Below are 14005 nucleotides of genomic sequence, written 5' to 3'. Positions count from 1 at the left end.
AAACCACCACACTGGACAATATCGAACATCAGTCATAATCTTAATCAATCGATTGATTAAGATTATGACCGTGCAATGAATACACCAACCATGACAACAAAAGGTGAACAGGCAAAGAACCAGCTCATTGCCGCCGCGCTGGCACAATTCGGTGAGTATGGCCTGCACGCGACGACGCGCGATATTGCCGCCCTGGCCGGGCAGAACATTGCCGCAATTACCTACTATTTTGGTTCAAAAGAAGATTTATATCTTGCCTGCGCCCAGTGGATTGCTGATTTTATCGGTTCACAGTTTCGTCCCCACGCAGAGGAAGCTGAGCGCCTGTTTGCCCAGCCAGAGCCGGATCGGGCGGCAATGCGCGAACTTATTCTGCGCGCCTGCAAAAATATGATCATGCTGTTAACCCAGGACGACACCGTTAATCTGAGTAAATTTATTTCGCGTGAGCAGCTTTCGCCCACCGCCGCTTATCAACTGGTGCACGATCAGGTACTCAATCCTCTACATACACACCTGACACGCCTGATTGCTGCCTATACTGGCTGCGATGCCAACGATACCCAAATGATCCTACACACCCACGCCATACTCGGCGAGGTACTGGCCTTCCGGCTGGGTAAAGAAACCATACTGTTACGCACGGGCTGGTCACAATTTGATGAGGATAAAGCCGCGCTGATTTCCCAAACGGTCATCTTTCACATCGATCTTATTCTGCAAGGTTTAACGCAAAGGAGTCTGGACTCATGAAAAAACCTGTCGTTCTTGGGCTGGTTATCGCGACACTCGTGGCCGTGATTGCCGGTGGAACGTGGTGGTATCAAAGCCGACAAGATAACGGCCTGACCCTGTACGGCAATGTCGACATCCGTAGCGTCAACTTAAGTTTTCGTGTTGGTGGCAGACTGGCCTCGCTGGCCGTTGACGAAGGTGATGCCATTACCGCCGGTCAGGTGCTGGGCGAGCTGGACCATGCCCCATACGAAAACGCACTGATGCAGGCAAAAGCCAATGTTGCCGCTGCACAGGCGCAATACGACCTGATGCTGGCAGGGTATCGTGAGGAAGAGATCGCACAAACCGCAGCAGCCGTGAAACAGGCTCAGGCGGCATACGATTACGCACAAAACTTTTACAACCGCCAGTCAGGATTGTGGAAAAGTCGCACGATTTCCGCCAATGACCTGGAAAACGCCCGTTCTGCACGCGACCAGGCGCTGGCCACACTGAAATCTGCCCAGGATAAACTTTCGCAATATCGCAGCGGTAACCGCCCACAGGATATCGCCCAGGCGAAAGCAACACTCGAACAAGCTCAGGCCCAGCTGGCACAGGCTGAACTTGATTTGCATGATACAACTCTCACCTCACCGTCTGACGGCACGTTGCTAACCCGAGCGGTCGAACCCGGCAGCATGCTGAACGCGGGCGGCACCGTGCTTACACTATCGCTTACCCGTCCGGTCTGGGTTCGCGCCTATGTTGACGAACGTAATCTGAGCCAGGCACAGCCAGGACGAGAAATTCTGCTCTATACCGATGGCCGTCCGGATAAACCGTATCACGGTAAAATAGGCTTTGTATCTCCTACCGCAGAGTTTACGCCCAAAACGGTTGAAACCCCGGACCTGCGTACCGACCTGGTTTATCGCCTGCGTATTGTTGTGACAGATGCGGATGATGCATTACGCCAGGGGATGCCTGTCACGGTGAAACTCAGTGACGAGGCGCGGCATGAATGACGCCGTCATTACGCTTAGTGGACTGGTCAAACGCTTCAAAGGCCTGGAAAAGCCGGCGGTTGCACCGCTCGACTGTACCATTCACGCTGGCTATGTCACCGGTCTTGTAGGGCCAGACGGCGCAGGGAAAACGACCTTAATGCGTATGCTGGCGGGCCTGTTGAAGCCAGATGACGGTAGCGCGACAGTGATCGGTTTTGACCCGATAAAAGACGATAGCGCGTTGCATGCCGTGCTGGGCTACATGCCGCAAAAATTTGGCCTGTATGAAGACTTGACCGTCATGGAGAATCTCAATCTCTATGCCGATTTACGTAGCGTGACCGGTGAAAAACGCAAAGAGACCTTTGCCCGTCTGCTGGAGTTTACCTCACTGGAGCCATTTACCGGACGTCTGGCAGGAAAGCTCTCCGGCGGGATGAAACAGAAGCTGGGTCTTGCCTGTACCCTGGTTGGTGAGCCAAAAGTTCTGTTGTTGGATGAACCAGGCGTTGGTGTGGACCCCATTTCTCGTCGCGAACTGTGGCAAATGGTGCACGAACTGGCCGGGGACGGCATGCTGATCCTCTGGAGCACTTCCTATCTTGATGAAGCCGAGCAGTGTCGTGATGTGCTGCTGATGAACGAAGGTGAACTGCTGTATCAGGGCGAACCGACCCGACTTACGCAAACCATGGCGGGACGTAGCTTTTTAATGAGCAGTCCGCAGGAAAACAACCGGAAGCTGCTGCAACGGGCGTTAAAACTGCCGCAGGTCAGCGACGGGATGATTCAGGGCAAATCTGTTCGACTGATCCTGAAAAAAGAGGCGACAGCGGATGATATTCGTCATGCCGATGGCATGCCGGAGATTAATATCACCGGGACTGCCCCACGCTTCGAAGACGCCTTTATCGATTTGCTCGGCGGAGCGGGAACCTCTGAATCTCCGCTGGGCGCCATCCTGCACACCGTGGAAGGAAAAGCGGGTGAAACGGTCATTGAGGCCAAAGCGCTGACCAAAAAATTTGGCGACTTTGCCGCCACCGACCATGTGGATTTCGCCGTACAGCGCGGTGAAATTTTTGGCCTGTTAGGGCCAAACGGGGCTGGCAAATCCACCACCTTTAAAATGATGTGTGGCCTGCTGGTCCCCACTTCCGGTAAAGCACTGGTGCTGGATATGGACCTGAAAGTCAGTTCAGGGAAAGCGCGCCAACATTTAGGCTATATGGCGCAGAAATTCTCCCTGTATGGCAACCTGACGGTTGAACAGAATCTGCGCTTTTTCTCTGGCGTTTACGGCCTGCGCGGTCGTGCGCAGAAAGAAAAAATTGATCGTATGAGCGAGGCGTTCGGCCTGAAAAGCATCGCCTCCCATGCCACTGACGAGTTGCCTCTGGGGTTTAAGCAGCGTCTGGCGCTGGCCTGCTCACTGATGCATGAACCCGATATCCTGTTCCTTGATGAACCGACCTCCGGGGTCGATCCCCTCACCCGCCGGGAGTTCTGGCTGCATATCAACAGCATGGTGGAAAAAGGCGTTACGGTGATGGTTACCACCCATTTTATGGACGAGGCGGAATATTGTGACCGTATCGGACTGGTGTATCGCGGTAAGCTGATTGCCAGCGGCACGCCGGACGATCTGAAAGCACAAGCCGCCGATAATGATACGCCGGACCCGACCATGGAGCAGGCGTTTATCACGCTTATCAATGACTGGGATAAGGAGCATGCGCATGAGTAACCATACTCTTTCCTGGCGACGCGTGCGGGCGCTGTGTGTGAAAGAAACGCGCCAGATCGTTCGCGACCCCAGTAGCTGGCTGATTGCCGTGGTGATCCCGCTACTGCTGTTGTTTATCTTCGGCTACGGCATTAACCTCGACTCCAGCAAGCTTCGGGTTGGGATTCTGCTCGAACAACAGAGCGAAGAGGCGCTGGACTTTACCCACGCCATGACCGGCTCGCCATATATTGACGCCACCATTAGCGATAGCCGCCAGGAATTGATTGAGAAGATGCAGGCCGGGCGAATTCGCGGACTGGTGGTTATCCCGGTAGATTTTGCTCAGCAGATGGCGCGGCCAAACGACATCGCCCCGATCCAGGTGATCACCGATGGCAGCGAACCCAACACAGCTAACTTTGTGCAGGGCTATGTGGAAGGCATCTGGCAGATTTGGCAAAAACAACGGGCGGAAGATCGGGGAGAATCATTCGAGCCGCTGATTGACGTGCAAACGCGCTACTGGTTTAACCCGGCGGCCATCAGCCAGCACTTTATTATTCCTGGCGCAGTCACCATCATTATGACGGTGATTGGCGCGATCCTCACCTCATTAGTGGTTGCGCGAGAATGGGAACGCGGGACAATGGAAGCACTGCTCTCTACTGAAGTGACCCGCGTCGAATTACTGCTGTGCAAACTGATCCCCTATTACTTTCTTGGCATGCTGGCGATGCTGCTCTGCATGCTGGTGTCGGTGTTTATTCTTGGTGTTCCCTACCGCGGTTCGCTGCTGATCCTGTTTTTTATCACCAGCCTGTTCTTGCTCAGCACGTTAGGGATGGGATTGCTGATCTCCACCATCACCCGCAATCAGTTTAACGCCGCACAGGTGGCACTGAACGCCGCTTTCCTGCCGTCGATTATGCTGTCGGGATTTATCTTCCAGATAGACAGCATGCCGGCAATTATCCGCGCGGTGACCTACATTATCCCCGCCCGTTATTTTGTCAGTACCTTGCAAAGCCTGTTTCTGGCGGGAAATATTCCGGTAGTGTTGATTATCAACGTGCTGTTTTTAATCGCTTCGGCGGTGATGTTTATTGGTCTGACGTGGCTTAAAACCAAACGTCGGCTGGATTAAGGGGACAGGCATGTTTCATCGCTTATGGACATTAATTCGCAAAGAGCTGCAATCGCTACTGCGCGAGCCGCAGACACGCGCAATCCTGATTTTACCGGTGCTGATTCAGGTCATCCTGTTTCCTTTCGCTGCAACACTGGAAGTGACCAACGCCACTATCGCCATCTATAACGAAGACAACGGCAAACATTCGGTGGAGTTAACCCAGCGTTTTGCCCGCGCCAGCGCCTTTACTCATATCCTGCTGCTGAAAAATCCGCAGGAGATCCAGCCCACCATCGACACGCAAAAAGCACTACTGCTGGTGCGTTTTCCGGCCGATTTTTCGCGCAATCTGGATACCTTCCAGCAGGCGCCCATGCAGCTAATCCTCGACGGGCGTAACTCTAACAGCGCGCAGATCGCCGCAAATTATCTGCAGCAGATCGTCAAAGAATACCAGCAGGAGCTGATGGAGGGTAAAGCTAAACCGAACAACAGTGAACTGGTGGTGCGTAACTGGTATAACCCGAATCTGGATTATAAATGGTTCGTGGTGCCGTCACTGATCGCCATGATCACCACTATCGGCGTAATGATCGTCACCTCGCTGTCGGTTGCCCGCGAGCGCGAACAAGGTACGCTGGACCAACTGCTGGTTTCCCCGCTCACCACCTGGCAGATTTTCATCGGTAAAGCGGTGCCTGCGCTGATCGTTGCCACTTTTCAGGCCACCATCGTGCTGGCAATTGGCATCTGGGCGTATCACATCCCCTTTGCCGGCTCGCTGGGGTTGTTCTACTTTACGATGGTGATTTATGGGTTGTCGTTGGTGGGCTTTGGTTTACTGATTTCATCGCTGTGCTCAACACAGCAACAGGCATTTATCGGCGTTTTTGTCTTTATGATGCCCGCAATTTTACTCTCAGGGTACGTCTCTCCGGTCGAAAATATGCCGGTATGGTTGCAGAACCTGACGTGGATAAATCCTATCCGCCATTTCACGGACATCACGAAACAGATTTACCTGAAGGATGCGAGTCTGAAGATTGTCTGGGGAAGTTTGTGGCCGCTTTTGGTTATTGCGGCCACAACCGGTTCAGCGGCGTATGCGATGTTTAGACGCAAAGTGATGTAGTTTCTTGTCTTTCGCCAGCAGTGAGACCACTGCGGGGCCGGCAAGGATAACCAGTCCCGCCAGTGCCAGTAACACGTTATTTTGCAGCACGCGGGACAGCAGCCACAGTACGATCATCGCCGCACCGAAATACCACGTGGTCGTAAGCTCTTCCAGCACATCGGCCACATCGCGCCAGCGCTGCTCATGATGACGCTGTAACGCCAGCATCAGTAAAACTGTTACGCCATAAATGACGCATAATCCCAGACCGACGCGCACCAGCGTGCCACTCATCCAGCCCATTACCAGCAACGCCACTACCAGTAAATGCAACACAATCTGCCAGCAACTAAGACCCGTTGCGACACGAACACGTTGTTGCCACCTCATGGCTTTTCTCCTGAAGGATTTTTAACTAATTATTCAGAGTACCGGACTTTACGGAAAATTCCGTAACACCGCATCCTTTTGTGACGCCGACTACACTATTTAAAAGAAAAATGACGCCGACAGGAGACACATGACCGAACCAACCGATCGATTTTCATTCAATGTGCTCACTATTAATACGCATAAAGGTTTTACCGCCTTTAACAGACGCTTTATTTTGCCTGAGCTACGTGATGCCGTCAGGACGGTCGGTGCGGATATTGTGTGTCTGCAGGAAGTGATGGGAGCGCACGACATTCACCCGCTGCATGTGGAGAACTGGCCGGATACCACACACTACGAATTTCTGGCTGATACGATGTGGAGCGACTTTGCTTACGGGCGTAATGCCGTTTATCCACAAGGGCATCACGGCAATGCGGTATTGTCACGTTATCCCATCGAACATGATGAAAATCGCGATGTTTCAGTCGGGGGAAGCGAAAAACGCGGCGTGCTTTACTGTCGCATCGTGCCGCCAATGTTACCTCGCCCTATCCATGTGATGTGCGTACATCTTGGGTTACGTGAAGCTCATCGCCAGGCACAGTTGTCAATGCTGGCCGATTGGGTGAATGCCCTGCCCGATGACGAACCTGTCGTCGTCGCCGGGGATTTCAACGACTGGCGGCAAAAGGCTAATCATCCGTTGAAAGCCCAGGCCGGTCTTGAAGAGATTTTTACCCGGGCCCACGGACGACCGGCGCGAACCTTTCCGGTGCATCTGCCGCTACTACGCCTCGACAGGATCTACGTAAAAAATGCCAACGCCAGTACGCCAACTGCGCTGGCGCTCCACAACTGGCGACATTTGTCTGACCATGCCCCCCTCAGCGCGGAGATTCATTTATGAAAAATGGCTGGCGTGAAGGCAATCAAATTCAGCTACTGGAAAATGGCGACCAATACTATCCCGCCGTCTTTGAAGCTATTGAGCAGGCACAACAAAAGATAATCCTTGAGACCTTTATCTGGTTTGAAGATGAAGTCGGAATACGGCTGCATGCTGCGCTGCTGAGAGCCGCTCAACGCGGGATCAAAGCAGAAGTGCTACTGGACGGCTACGGTTCACCAGATCTCAGCGATCGTTTTGTCGACGAATTGACCGCCGCCGGAATTGTTTTTCGTTATTACGATCCGCGCCCTCGCCTGCTGGGCATGCGCACTAACCTGTTTCGGAGGATGCATCGCAAAATAGTCGTGATTGACGATCGCGTCGCCTTCGTCGGCGGAATTAATTATTCCGCCGAACATATGTCTGATTATGGCCCTGAAGCTAAGCAGGATTATGCCGTGCGGGTTGAGGGTCCTATCGTGGTCGATATCCTGACATTTGTACTGGAAAACCTGCCAGGACAAAGCGCCGTACGCCGCTGGTGGCGGCGCCATCATCGGGCGATTGAGAATCGTCAACCTGGCGAAGCGCAGGCGCTATTTGTCTGGCGCGATAACGAAGAACATCGCGATGATATTGAACGCCATTATCTGAAAATGCTGACTCAGGCCAGACGGGAAGTGATCATTGCCAATGCCTATTTCTTCCCAGGTTATCGACTGCTGCATGCGCTGCGCAAAGCTGCACGACGCGGGGTACGGGTGAAGCTTATCGTCCAGGGGGAGCCGGATATGCCGATTGTAAAGGTTGGTGCTCGCCTGCTGTACAACTATCTGGTGAAGGGCGGCGTCCACGTTTATGAATACCGACGCAAACCTCTTCATGGCAAAGTGGCACTGATGGACGATCACTGGGCAACGGTTGGCTCCAGCAATCTCGACCCACTCAGCCTGTCGCTCAACCTGGAAGCAAATATCATTATTCATGACCGCGCCTTTAACCAGACCCTGCGTGACAATCTGGACCCTATTATTGCGCAAGACTGCAAACGCGTTGATGAATCCATGCTTCCAAAACGCACCTGGTGGAATCTGACCAAGAGCGTGATGGCATTCCACTTTTTGCGCCATTTTCCGGCGCTGGTCGGCTGGTTACCCGCACACACTCCGCGCCTTGCCCAGGTTGAGCCGCCTGCCCAGCCCACTATGGAAACACAGGATCGCATTCAGGCAGAAGATGCCGGAGGGAAACCCTGATGGCAAAATCTCATCCGCGTTGGCGGTTAGCGAAAAAAATCCTCACCTGGCTATTTTTTATAGCAGTCATCGTGTTACTGGTTATTTATGCCAGCAAGGTGAACTGGGAAGAGGTATGGACGGTTATCCGTGATTACAATCGGCTCGCCCTGCTCAGCGCGATTGGACTCGTGATCGTCAGCTATTTGTTCTATGGCTTTTATGACCTGCTCGGACGGTATTATTGCGGGCATAAACTGTCAAAACGCCAGGTAATGCTGGTATCGTTTATCTGTTACGCCTTCAACCTGACATTAAGTACCTGGGTCGGTGGTATTGGGATGCGCTATCGGCTCTACTCGCGCCTTGGATTGCCGGGAAGTACTATCACGCGCATTTTCTCGCTCAGTATTACCACCAACTGGCTGGGCTACATCCTGCTGGGCGGTTTTATTTTTACCTTCGGCGTCGTTCAGTTACCCGCGCATTGGTATATCGATGAGCTTACGCTACGCATTCTGGGCGTGTCGCTGCTGCTGATTATTGTCGTGTATCTGTGGTTTTGCGCATTTGCCAAACATCGCCACATCACGATTAAAGGTCAAAAACTGGTACTTCCATCATGGAAATTCGCCCTTATTCAGATGGCAATATCCAGTACCAACTGGATGGTCATGGGGGCAATTATCTGGCTGCTGTTAGGCCAGGGCGTGGATTATTTCTTTGTACTCGGGGTGCAACTGGTGAGCAGTATTGCCGGGGTGATCGTGCACATTCCTGCGGGGATCGGTGTACTTGAAGCCGTATTTATCGCCTTGCTGGCAGGAGAAGAGACCTCGCAAGGCTTGATCATCGCCGCCCTGCTCGCGTACCGGGTGCTCTACTATTTTCTTCCGCTGCTGCTGGCACTGGTGTGCTATCTGGTACTGGAGAGTCGGGCGAAAAAGCTGCGGGTAAAGAACGAGAAGGCGATGGCAAAATAGCCGTGAGATTTATTGCCGGATAGCATTGTTAACACCGCCATCCGGCAACAGATATTTAACGACGATTGCCGAAAATACGCAGCAGCATCAGGAACAGGTTGATGAAGTCCAGATACAGCGTTAACGCCCCGAGAATCGCGTATTTACGCAGGTTAGAGCTGTCACGCAAGTCGATCTGCTCGCCGATATTTTTCAGCTTTTGCGTGTCATAGGCAGTCAGGCCGACAAACACGATCACTCCAATGTAGGTCACCGCCCACATCAGCGCTTCACTCTTCAGCCAGAAGTTAACCAACGAAGCCAGCACTATGCCGATCAACGCCATAAACAACATATTGCCGAAACCACTGAGATCGCGTTTGGTGGTGTAACCATACAGACTCATGATGCCGAACATTCCGCCGGTAACCACAAAGGTGCTGGCGATAGACGAGTAGGTATAAACGATAAAGATACTCGACAGCGTTAGACCGGTTAATGCCGAGTAGAGCATGAACAGCGTGGTCGCCATTCCGGCACTGAGCTTTTGCACCATGCCCGAAAGAACAAACACCAGCGCAAGCTGGGCAATAATCAGCCCAAAGAAGGTAATTTTGCTTGAGAAGACAAACATCATTACCGCTGGCGTATTCGCCGCATACCACGCAATAAAGGCCGTCAGTAACAACCCACAGGTCATCCAGCCGTACACCTGCGCCATATACGTTTGCAGACCGGAACGGGCCTGTACAATAGAATCGGATCGTGGGAATCGGTCCATGACAATCTCCTGAATCAGTATGAGCCTACAACAATTGTACTCTACCAGCGTTTTGCTGCTTGTTTATCGCTGTCACGGGCGTCCACCCAACGTTCGCCTTCCGGCGTTGCTTCACGCTTCCAGAACGGCGCGCGAGTCTTCAGATAATCCATAATGAACTGGCCGGCATCAAACGCGCTGCTGCGATGTGCGCTGGTTATGCCGACGAAGACGATTTCATCCCCAGGCCACAGTTCGCCGATGCGATGTATAACCGTTACGCGACCTAACGGCCAGCGTTCACGCGCCTCTTCGACGATTTCTGCCAGCGCTTTCTCGGTCATGCCTGGATAGTGTTCCAGCGTTAACGCCTTTACGCTGTCGCCGAGGTTGTGGTTCCGGACTTTACCGGTGAAAGTGACCACCGCGCCATCTTCGTCGCGCTCTGCCAGCCAGGGATATTCTTCCCCGACGCTAAACGGGGCATGTCCAACAACAATTCGCGTTTCAGCCATCTCAGCCTCCGGTTACCGGCGGGAAGAAGGCGACTTCATCTCCCGCTTTAACGGGATAATCAAAGCTGACCAGCGTCTGGTTAACCGCAGCCAGCAGTTTGCCGTCTTCGAGAGCCAGCGCCCAACGATCGCTTTTGGCGGCCAGATGCTGGCGCAGCGCCTCTACCGTAGGAAATTCTGCTGTGACGTCTAACGCATCCGTGTCCACCAGTTCACGTACCTGGGCAAAGAAAAGAACTTTAATCATGCGCATCCACCTTAAAATCTCCCGACTTGCCGCCGCTTTTCGCCAACAGCCGCACCGGACCAATCACCATATCCTTTTGTACCGCTTTGCACATGTCGTAGATGGTCAACGCAGCCACCGATGCCGCCGTTAAAGCTTCCATTTCGACACCGGTTTTACCCGTCAGACGACACAGCGACTCAATGCGCACACGGTTGTGCTCCGGCTCGGCGCGCAGATTAACTTCAACCTTGCTGAGCATCAGTGGGTGGCACAACGGGATAAGATCCCAGGTGCGTTTGGCCGCCTGGATACCGGCAATTCGGGCCGTAGCGAAAACGTCGCCTTTATGGTGGCTACCGTCGATAATCATTGCCAGAGTTTCGCTGCGCATGGTGACGAATGCTTCAGCACGCGCTTCACGTACGGTTTCCGCTTTGGCGGAGACATCCACCATGTGCGCTTCGCCAGCGGCGTTAATATGAGTCAGTTGCGACATACTTATTTCTTCAAATGTGGGTGGAAATTACACGGACGTGTACGGGCATCAAGCTGCGGCGCAATAATGTTTTCCCAGGCGGTACGACACGCTTTAGTCGAACCCGGCATAGCGAAAATCAGCGTTTTATTGGCGACCCCGGCAATCGCACGGGATTGCAGCGTCGCAGTACCAATCTCTTCAAAAGAGAGCATACGGAACACTTCGCCAAAACCTTCGACTTCTCTGTCAAACAACGGCTGCAGCGCTTCCGGCGCCTGGTCTCCTTCAGTCAACCCCGTGCCACCAGTAATGAGCACTACCTGCACGTCGTCGCTGGCAATCCAGGCAGACACCTGGGCGCGAATAGCGTAACGGTTCTCTTTGACAATTGCCTTATCAACAATCTGATGACCTGCTTCCAGTGCAGAGTCACGCAAATAATGACCTGAAGTGTCGTCTTCTTCACCACGACGGCTGGAAACAGTAAGAATAGCAATGCGTGTCGGGATAAATTCAGCGCTTACCTGACTCATCTTTAATCTCCTTTTTGTAGATTATCCACCGATATATGAGAGGTTCTGGGTTATGCCGGTATTGTTCTGATGCAGGAAGTGGGTTTGCTTTTTCTCTAGCAGCGCGGCAGAGATGCGCTCTTCCAGCGCTTGCTGCTGCGCATCATCCTCCAGCAAATCACGCAGGCTAACGCCGCCTTCACCAAATAAACACAAATGAAGTTTGCCGACAGAAGAAACGCGCAGACGGTTACAGGTGGCGCAGAAGTCTTTTTCATAAGGCATGATCAGGCCGATCTCGCCGGCATAATCAGGATGACAGAAAACCTGCGCCGGACCGTCGCTGCGCTGGCGTAGCTGGTGGATCCAGCCGCGACGCAGCAGTTCATCGCGCAGAACCTGCCCGGAGATATGGTGTTTACGAAAGAGAGAACTGCCTTCGCCGGTTTCCATCAGTTCAATAAAGCGCAACTGGATTGGACGCGGCTGGATCCAGGCAAGGAAGGTATCCAGTTGATGATGGTTCACGTCGCGCATCAGCACGGTGTTCACTTTCACTTTTTCAAAACCGGCATCAAATGCAGCATCAATACCAGCCATTACCTGCTGAAATTTGTCCTGTCCGGTAATGGCGTGAAACTGGCGAGCATCAAGGCTGTCGACGCTGACGTTCAGCGCCGTGAGTCCCGCTTCGCGCCAGGTAGCGGCATCCCGCGCCAGACGGTACCCGTTGGTGGTTACCGCAATCTGACGGATAGCGTCATTTTCACGCACGGCGGCGATGATGTCGGTAAAGTCGCGACGCAAGGACGGTTCGCCTCCCGTCAGACGCACTTTTTCCGTTCCCAGGCTGGCGAACGCACGTGTGACACGACGAATTTCATCAACGGTCAGAAAGCCGTTATTGGTAACGCCGCCGGGCTTATAGCCATCCGGCAGACAGTAGGTGCAACGAAAGTTACACACATCGGTAATCGACAAACGTAAGTAGTAAAACTTACGAGCGAAAGCATCAGTAAGTTGAGAGCCCATGTACACCTTTCCAAATACGGGAGGCGAAGTCATTTCTTCCTGCGCCCTGGTGACAATCTCATATAAGCATTGTCACGGCCAAAGCACCGTATCATTTGACCCAGGTGCAGTGGCTAGAGTGTTTATTGTGGTTATGCCGATACTAGCGTGTAAATGGTAGTTTTGCCATGTACACTTTCGCTGTATAAACATGTATATAACGACATGATCGTGCATTTTCGCTACAGAATAAGTAAAAACCACACTTTTGCATTGATATACATCATCTTGTCGTAAGGTGAGCCTCGTCAGAAAGAGGTAGATCACAGAAAATTTTTTCTCTGAAACCCGCTGGCTAATTGCTGAAAACACGCAATTTACGCTACTGTACGCTGATCAATTGATATCAGGAAAATATATGCGTACTCGCACGCTGGCGGATCTGGATCGCGTTGTCGCTCTCGGCGGAGGGCATGGATTAGGACGCGTTCTCTCTTCACTTTCCCCTTTAGGCTCACGCCTGACGGGCATTGTTACCACCACCGATAATGGCGGTTCCACAGGCCGCATTCGGCGCTCCGAAGGGGGTATTGCCTGGGGAGACATGCGTAATTGCCTGAACCAGTTAATTACCCAGCCAAGCGTCGCATCCGCCATGTTTGAGTACCGTTTTGGCGGTAATGGCGAGCTTTCCGGGCATAACCTCGGAAATCTGATGTTAAAGGCGCTGGATCACCTGAGCGTGCGGCCTCTGGAAGCCATCAATTTAATTCGCAGTCTACTGAAAGTGGATGCACATTTAATTCCGATGTCAGAGCTGCCGGTGGATCTTATGGCTATCGACGATCAGGGACATGAGGTCTATGGCGAAGTGAATATTGATCAGCTCACTATTCCCCCTCAGGAGTTGATGCTTTCGCCAAAGGTCCCGGCCACGCGGGAAGCGATTGAAGCTATCGCGGAAGCGGATTTGATTCTGATAGGACCGGGCAGCTTTTACACCAGCCTGATGCCGATCCTGCTGCTCGATGAACTGGCGCAGGCATTGCGTCGCACTCCGGCACCGATGGTTTATATTGGCAATCTGGGGCGTGAATTAAGCCTGCCAGCCGCCAGCCTGACGCTCAGAGATAAGCTGGCAATCATCGAACAGTACGTCGGGAAGAAGGTCATTGATGCGGTAATTGTGGGGCCGAAGGTGGATGTTTCAGCCGTTACTGACCGCATTGTGATTCAGGACGTGCTGGAAGCCAGCGATATTCCTTATCGCCACGACCGCCAGCTATTGCACACCGCGCTGGAAAAAGTAGTACAGGCTTTAGGCTGAGCGAATTTGCCTG

At 52.8% G+C, this 14005-nt stretch carries 16 protein-coding genes and 1 riboswitch; of the genes, 9 read left to right on the top strand and 7 right to left on the bottom strand.

Annotated elements, in window-relative coordinates; genetic code table 11:
* The first annotated feature begins 75 nt into the window (after positions 1–75).
* Genes cecR through LG384_RS07275 form a run of 5 tightly spaced genes read left to right on the top strand, consistent with a single transcriptional unit; the run spans position 76 to position 5717 of the window.
* Positions 76–753, top strand: a complete 678-nt coding sequence (gene cecR, locus LG384_RS07295) for a transcriptional regulator CecR (RefSeq protein ID WP_045441172.1) — start codon at positions 76–78, stop codon at positions 751–753.
* Positions 750–1745 (top strand): secretion protein HlyD, encoded by a 996-nt coding sequence (gene hlyD / locus LG384_RS07290; protein WP_048221803.1) that lies wholly within the window; start codon positions 750–752, stop codon positions 1743–1745. Before cecR ends, hlyD begins: the two co-directional genes overlap by 4 nt.
* Complete coding sequence (locus LG384_RS07285; protein ID WP_048221804.1) at positions 1738–3474, top strand: ATP-binding cassette domain-containing protein; 1737 nt, start codon at positions 1738–1740, stop codon at positions 3472–3474. Before hlyD ends, LG384_RS07285 begins: the two co-directional genes overlap by 8 nt.
* Positions 3467–4600 carry an ABC transporter permease gene (locus tag LG384_RS07280; RefSeq protein ID WP_200041972.1) on the top strand — a complete coding sequence of 378 codons (1134 nt, stop codon included), beginning with the start codon at positions 3467–3469 and terminating at the stop codon, positions 4598–4600. The genes LG384_RS07285 and LG384_RS07280 overlap by 8 nt, the downstream gene beginning before the upstream one ends.
* 10 nt (positions 4601–4610) lie before the next feature.
* A complete protein-coding gene (locus tag LG384_RS07275; protein WP_200010645.1) occupies positions 4611–5717 on the top strand; it encodes an ABC transporter permease in 1107 nt (368 codons plus the stop codon).
* On the opposite strand, the gene LG384_RS07270 is transcribed toward LG384_RS07275, so the two are convergent.
* The gene (locus LG384_RS07270; RefSeq protein ID WP_045441167.1) at positions 5679–6089 is read right to left on the bottom strand and encodes a YbhQ family protein; all 411 of its coding nucleotides are present in this window, start codon (positions 6087–6089) and stop codon (positions 5679–5681) included. The genes LG384_RS07275 and LG384_RS07270 overlap by 39 nt on opposite strands.
* 130 nt (positions 6090–6219) lie before the next feature.
* On the opposite strand from LG384_RS07270, the gene LG384_RS07265 reads away from it, so the two are divergent.
* Genes LG384_RS07265 through LG384_RS07255 form a run of 3 tightly spaced genes read left to right on the top strand, consistent with a single transcriptional unit; the run spans position 6220 to position 9181 of the window.
* On the top strand, positions 6220–6981 hold the full coding sequence (locus LG384_RS07265) for an endonuclease/exonuclease/phosphatase family protein (protein WP_200041971.1): 762 nt from the start codon (positions 6220–6222) through the stop codon (positions 6979–6981).
* Complete coding sequence (gene clsB, locus LG384_RS07260; protein WP_045441165.1) at positions 6978–8219, top strand: cardiolipin synthase ClsB; 1242 nt, start codon at positions 6978–6980, stop codon at positions 8217–8219. Before LG384_RS07265 ends, clsB begins: the two co-directional genes overlap by 4 nt.
* The gene (locus LG384_RS07255) at positions 8219–9181 is read left to right on the top strand and encodes a lysylphosphatidylglycerol synthase domain-containing protein (RefSeq protein WP_225760677.1); all 963 of its coding nucleotides are present in this window, start codon (positions 8219–8221) and stop codon (positions 9179–9181) included. The genes clsB and LG384_RS07255 overlap by 1 nt, the downstream gene beginning before the upstream one ends.
* A 55-nt stretch (positions 9182–9236) precedes the next feature.
* On the opposite strand, the gene LG384_RS07250 is transcribed toward LG384_RS07255, so the two are convergent.
* The 6 genes from LG384_RS07250 to moaA form a co-directional block, all read right to left on the bottom strand.
* A complete protein-coding gene (locus LG384_RS07250; RefSeq protein ID WP_040230421.1) occupies positions 9237–9941 on the bottom strand; it encodes a Bax inhibitor-1/YccA family protein in 705 nt (234 codons plus the stop codon).
* A 41-nt stretch (positions 9942–9982) separates the two neighbouring features.
* The gene (moaE, locus tag LG384_RS07245) at positions 9983–10435 is read right to left on the bottom strand and encodes a molybdopterin synthase catalytic subunit MoaE (RefSeq protein ID WP_045441163.1); all 453 of its coding nucleotides are present in this window, start codon (positions 10433–10435) and stop codon (positions 9983–9985) included.
* 1 nt (position 10436) lies between these two features.
* Positions 10437–10682 carry a molybdopterin synthase sulfur carrier subunit gene (gene moaD, locus LG384_RS07240; protein ID WP_045441162.1) on the bottom strand — a complete coding sequence of 82 codons (246 nt, stop codon included), beginning with the start codon at positions 10680–10682 and terminating at the stop codon, positions 10437–10439.
* On the bottom strand, positions 10675–11160 hold the full coding sequence (gene moaC / locus LG384_RS07235) for a cyclic pyranopterin monophosphate synthase MoaC (protein WP_045441161.1): 486 nt from the start codon (positions 11158–11160) through the stop codon (positions 10675–10677). Before moaC ends, moaD begins: the two co-directional genes overlap by 8 nt.
* A gap of 2 nt (positions 11161–11162) precedes the next feature.
* Positions 11163–11675, bottom strand: a complete 513-nt coding sequence (moaB, locus tag LG384_RS07230; RefSeq protein ID WP_045441160.1) for a molybdenum cofactor biosynthesis protein B — start codon at positions 11673–11675, stop codon at positions 11163–11165.
* A 21-nt stretch (positions 11676–11696) separates the two neighbouring features.
* A complete protein-coding gene (moaA, locus tag LG384_RS07225) occupies positions 11697–12686 on the bottom strand; it encodes a GTP 3',8-cyclase MoaA (protein WP_045441159.1) in 990 nt (329 codons plus the stop codon).
* Positions 12674–12819, bottom strand: a riboswitch (molybdenum cofactor riboswitch). Its footprint overlaps the gene before it by 13 nt.
* A gap of 264 nt (positions 12820–13083) precedes the next feature.
* On the opposite strand from moaA, the gene yvcK reads away from it, so the two are divergent.
* Positions 13084–13992, top strand: coding sequence for a uridine diphosphate-N-acetylglucosamine-binding protein YvcK (yvcK, locus tag LG384_RS07220; protein ID WP_045441158.1), 909 nt, complete (start codon positions 13084–13086; stop codon positions 13990–13992).
* Positions 13993–14005 lie beyond the last annotated feature (13 nt).

The organism is Citrobacter sp. Marseille-Q3906, from assembly GCF_916618775.1.
In the GTDB taxonomy this organism is placed as follows: Bacteria; Pseudomonadota; Gammaproteobacteria; order Enterobacterales; family Enterobacteriaceae; genus Citrobacter; species Citrobacter murliniae.
Note: the sequence above shows the minus strand (reverse complement) of the source record. Positions and strands in the feature narration are given on the sequence as shown.

Excerpts from the sequence above, each read along its gene's own strand:
- cecR (WP_045441172.1), top strand. The coding sequence starts at position 76 with ATGAATACACCAACCATGACAACAAAAGGTGAACAGGCAAAGAACCAG.
- LG384_RS07280 (WP_200041972.1), top strand. The coding sequence starts at position 3,467 with ATGAGTAACCATACTCTTTCCTGGCGACGCGTGCGGGCGCTGTGTGTG.
- moaE (WP_045441163.1), bottom strand. The coding sequence starts at position 10,435 with ATGGCTGAAACGCGAATTGTTGTTGGACATGCCCCGTTTAGCGTCGGG.
- LG384_RS07275 (WP_200010645.1), top strand. The coding sequence starts at position 4,611 with ATGTTTCATCGCTTATGGACATTAATTCGCAAAGAGCTGCAATCGCTA.
- moaA (WP_045441159.1), bottom strand. The coding sequence starts at position 12,686 with ATGGGCTCTCAACTTACTGATGCTTTCGCTCGTAAGTTTTACTACTTA.
- LG384_RS07270 (WP_045441167.1), bottom strand. The coding sequence starts at position 6,089 with ATGAGGTGGCAACAACGTGTTCGTGTCGCAACGGGTCTTAGTTGCTGG.
- clsB (WP_045441165.1), top strand. The coding sequence starts at position 6,978 with ATGAAAAATGGCTGGCGTGAAGGCAATCAAATTCAGCTACTGGAAAAT.
- moaD (WP_045441162.1), bottom strand. The coding sequence starts at position 10,682 with ATGATTAAAGTTCTTTTCTTTGCCCAGGTACGTGAACTGGTGGACACG.
- hlyD (WP_048221803.1), top strand. The coding sequence starts at position 750 with ATGAAAAAACCTGTCGTTCTTGGGCTGGTTATCGCGACACTCGTGGCC.
- LG384_RS07285 (WP_048221804.1), top strand. The coding sequence starts at position 1,738 with ATGAATGACGCCGTCATTACGCTTAGTGGACTGGTCAAACGCTTCAAA.
- moaC (WP_045441161.1), bottom strand. The coding sequence starts at position 11,160 with ATGTCGCAACTGACTCATATTAACGCCGCTGGCGAAGCGCACATGGTG.
- LG384_RS07255 (WP_225760677.1), top strand. The coding sequence starts at position 8,219 with ATGGCAAAATCTCATCCGCGTTGGCGGTTAGCGAAAAAAATCCTCACC.
- LG384_RS07265 (WP_200041971.1), top strand. The coding sequence starts at position 6,220 with ATGACCGAACCAACCGATCGATTTTCATTCAATGTGCTCACTATTAAT.
- yvcK (WP_045441158.1), top strand. The coding sequence starts at position 13,084 with ATGCGTACTCGCACGCTGGCGGATCTGGATCGCGTTGTCGCTCTCGGC.
- LG384_RS07250 (WP_040230421.1), bottom strand. The coding sequence starts at position 9,941 with ATGGACCGATTCCCACGATCCGATTCTATTGTACAGGCCCGTTCCGGT.
- moaB (WP_045441160.1), bottom strand. The coding sequence starts at position 11,675 with ATGAGTCAGGTAAGCGCTGAATTTATCCCGACACGCATTGCTATTCTT.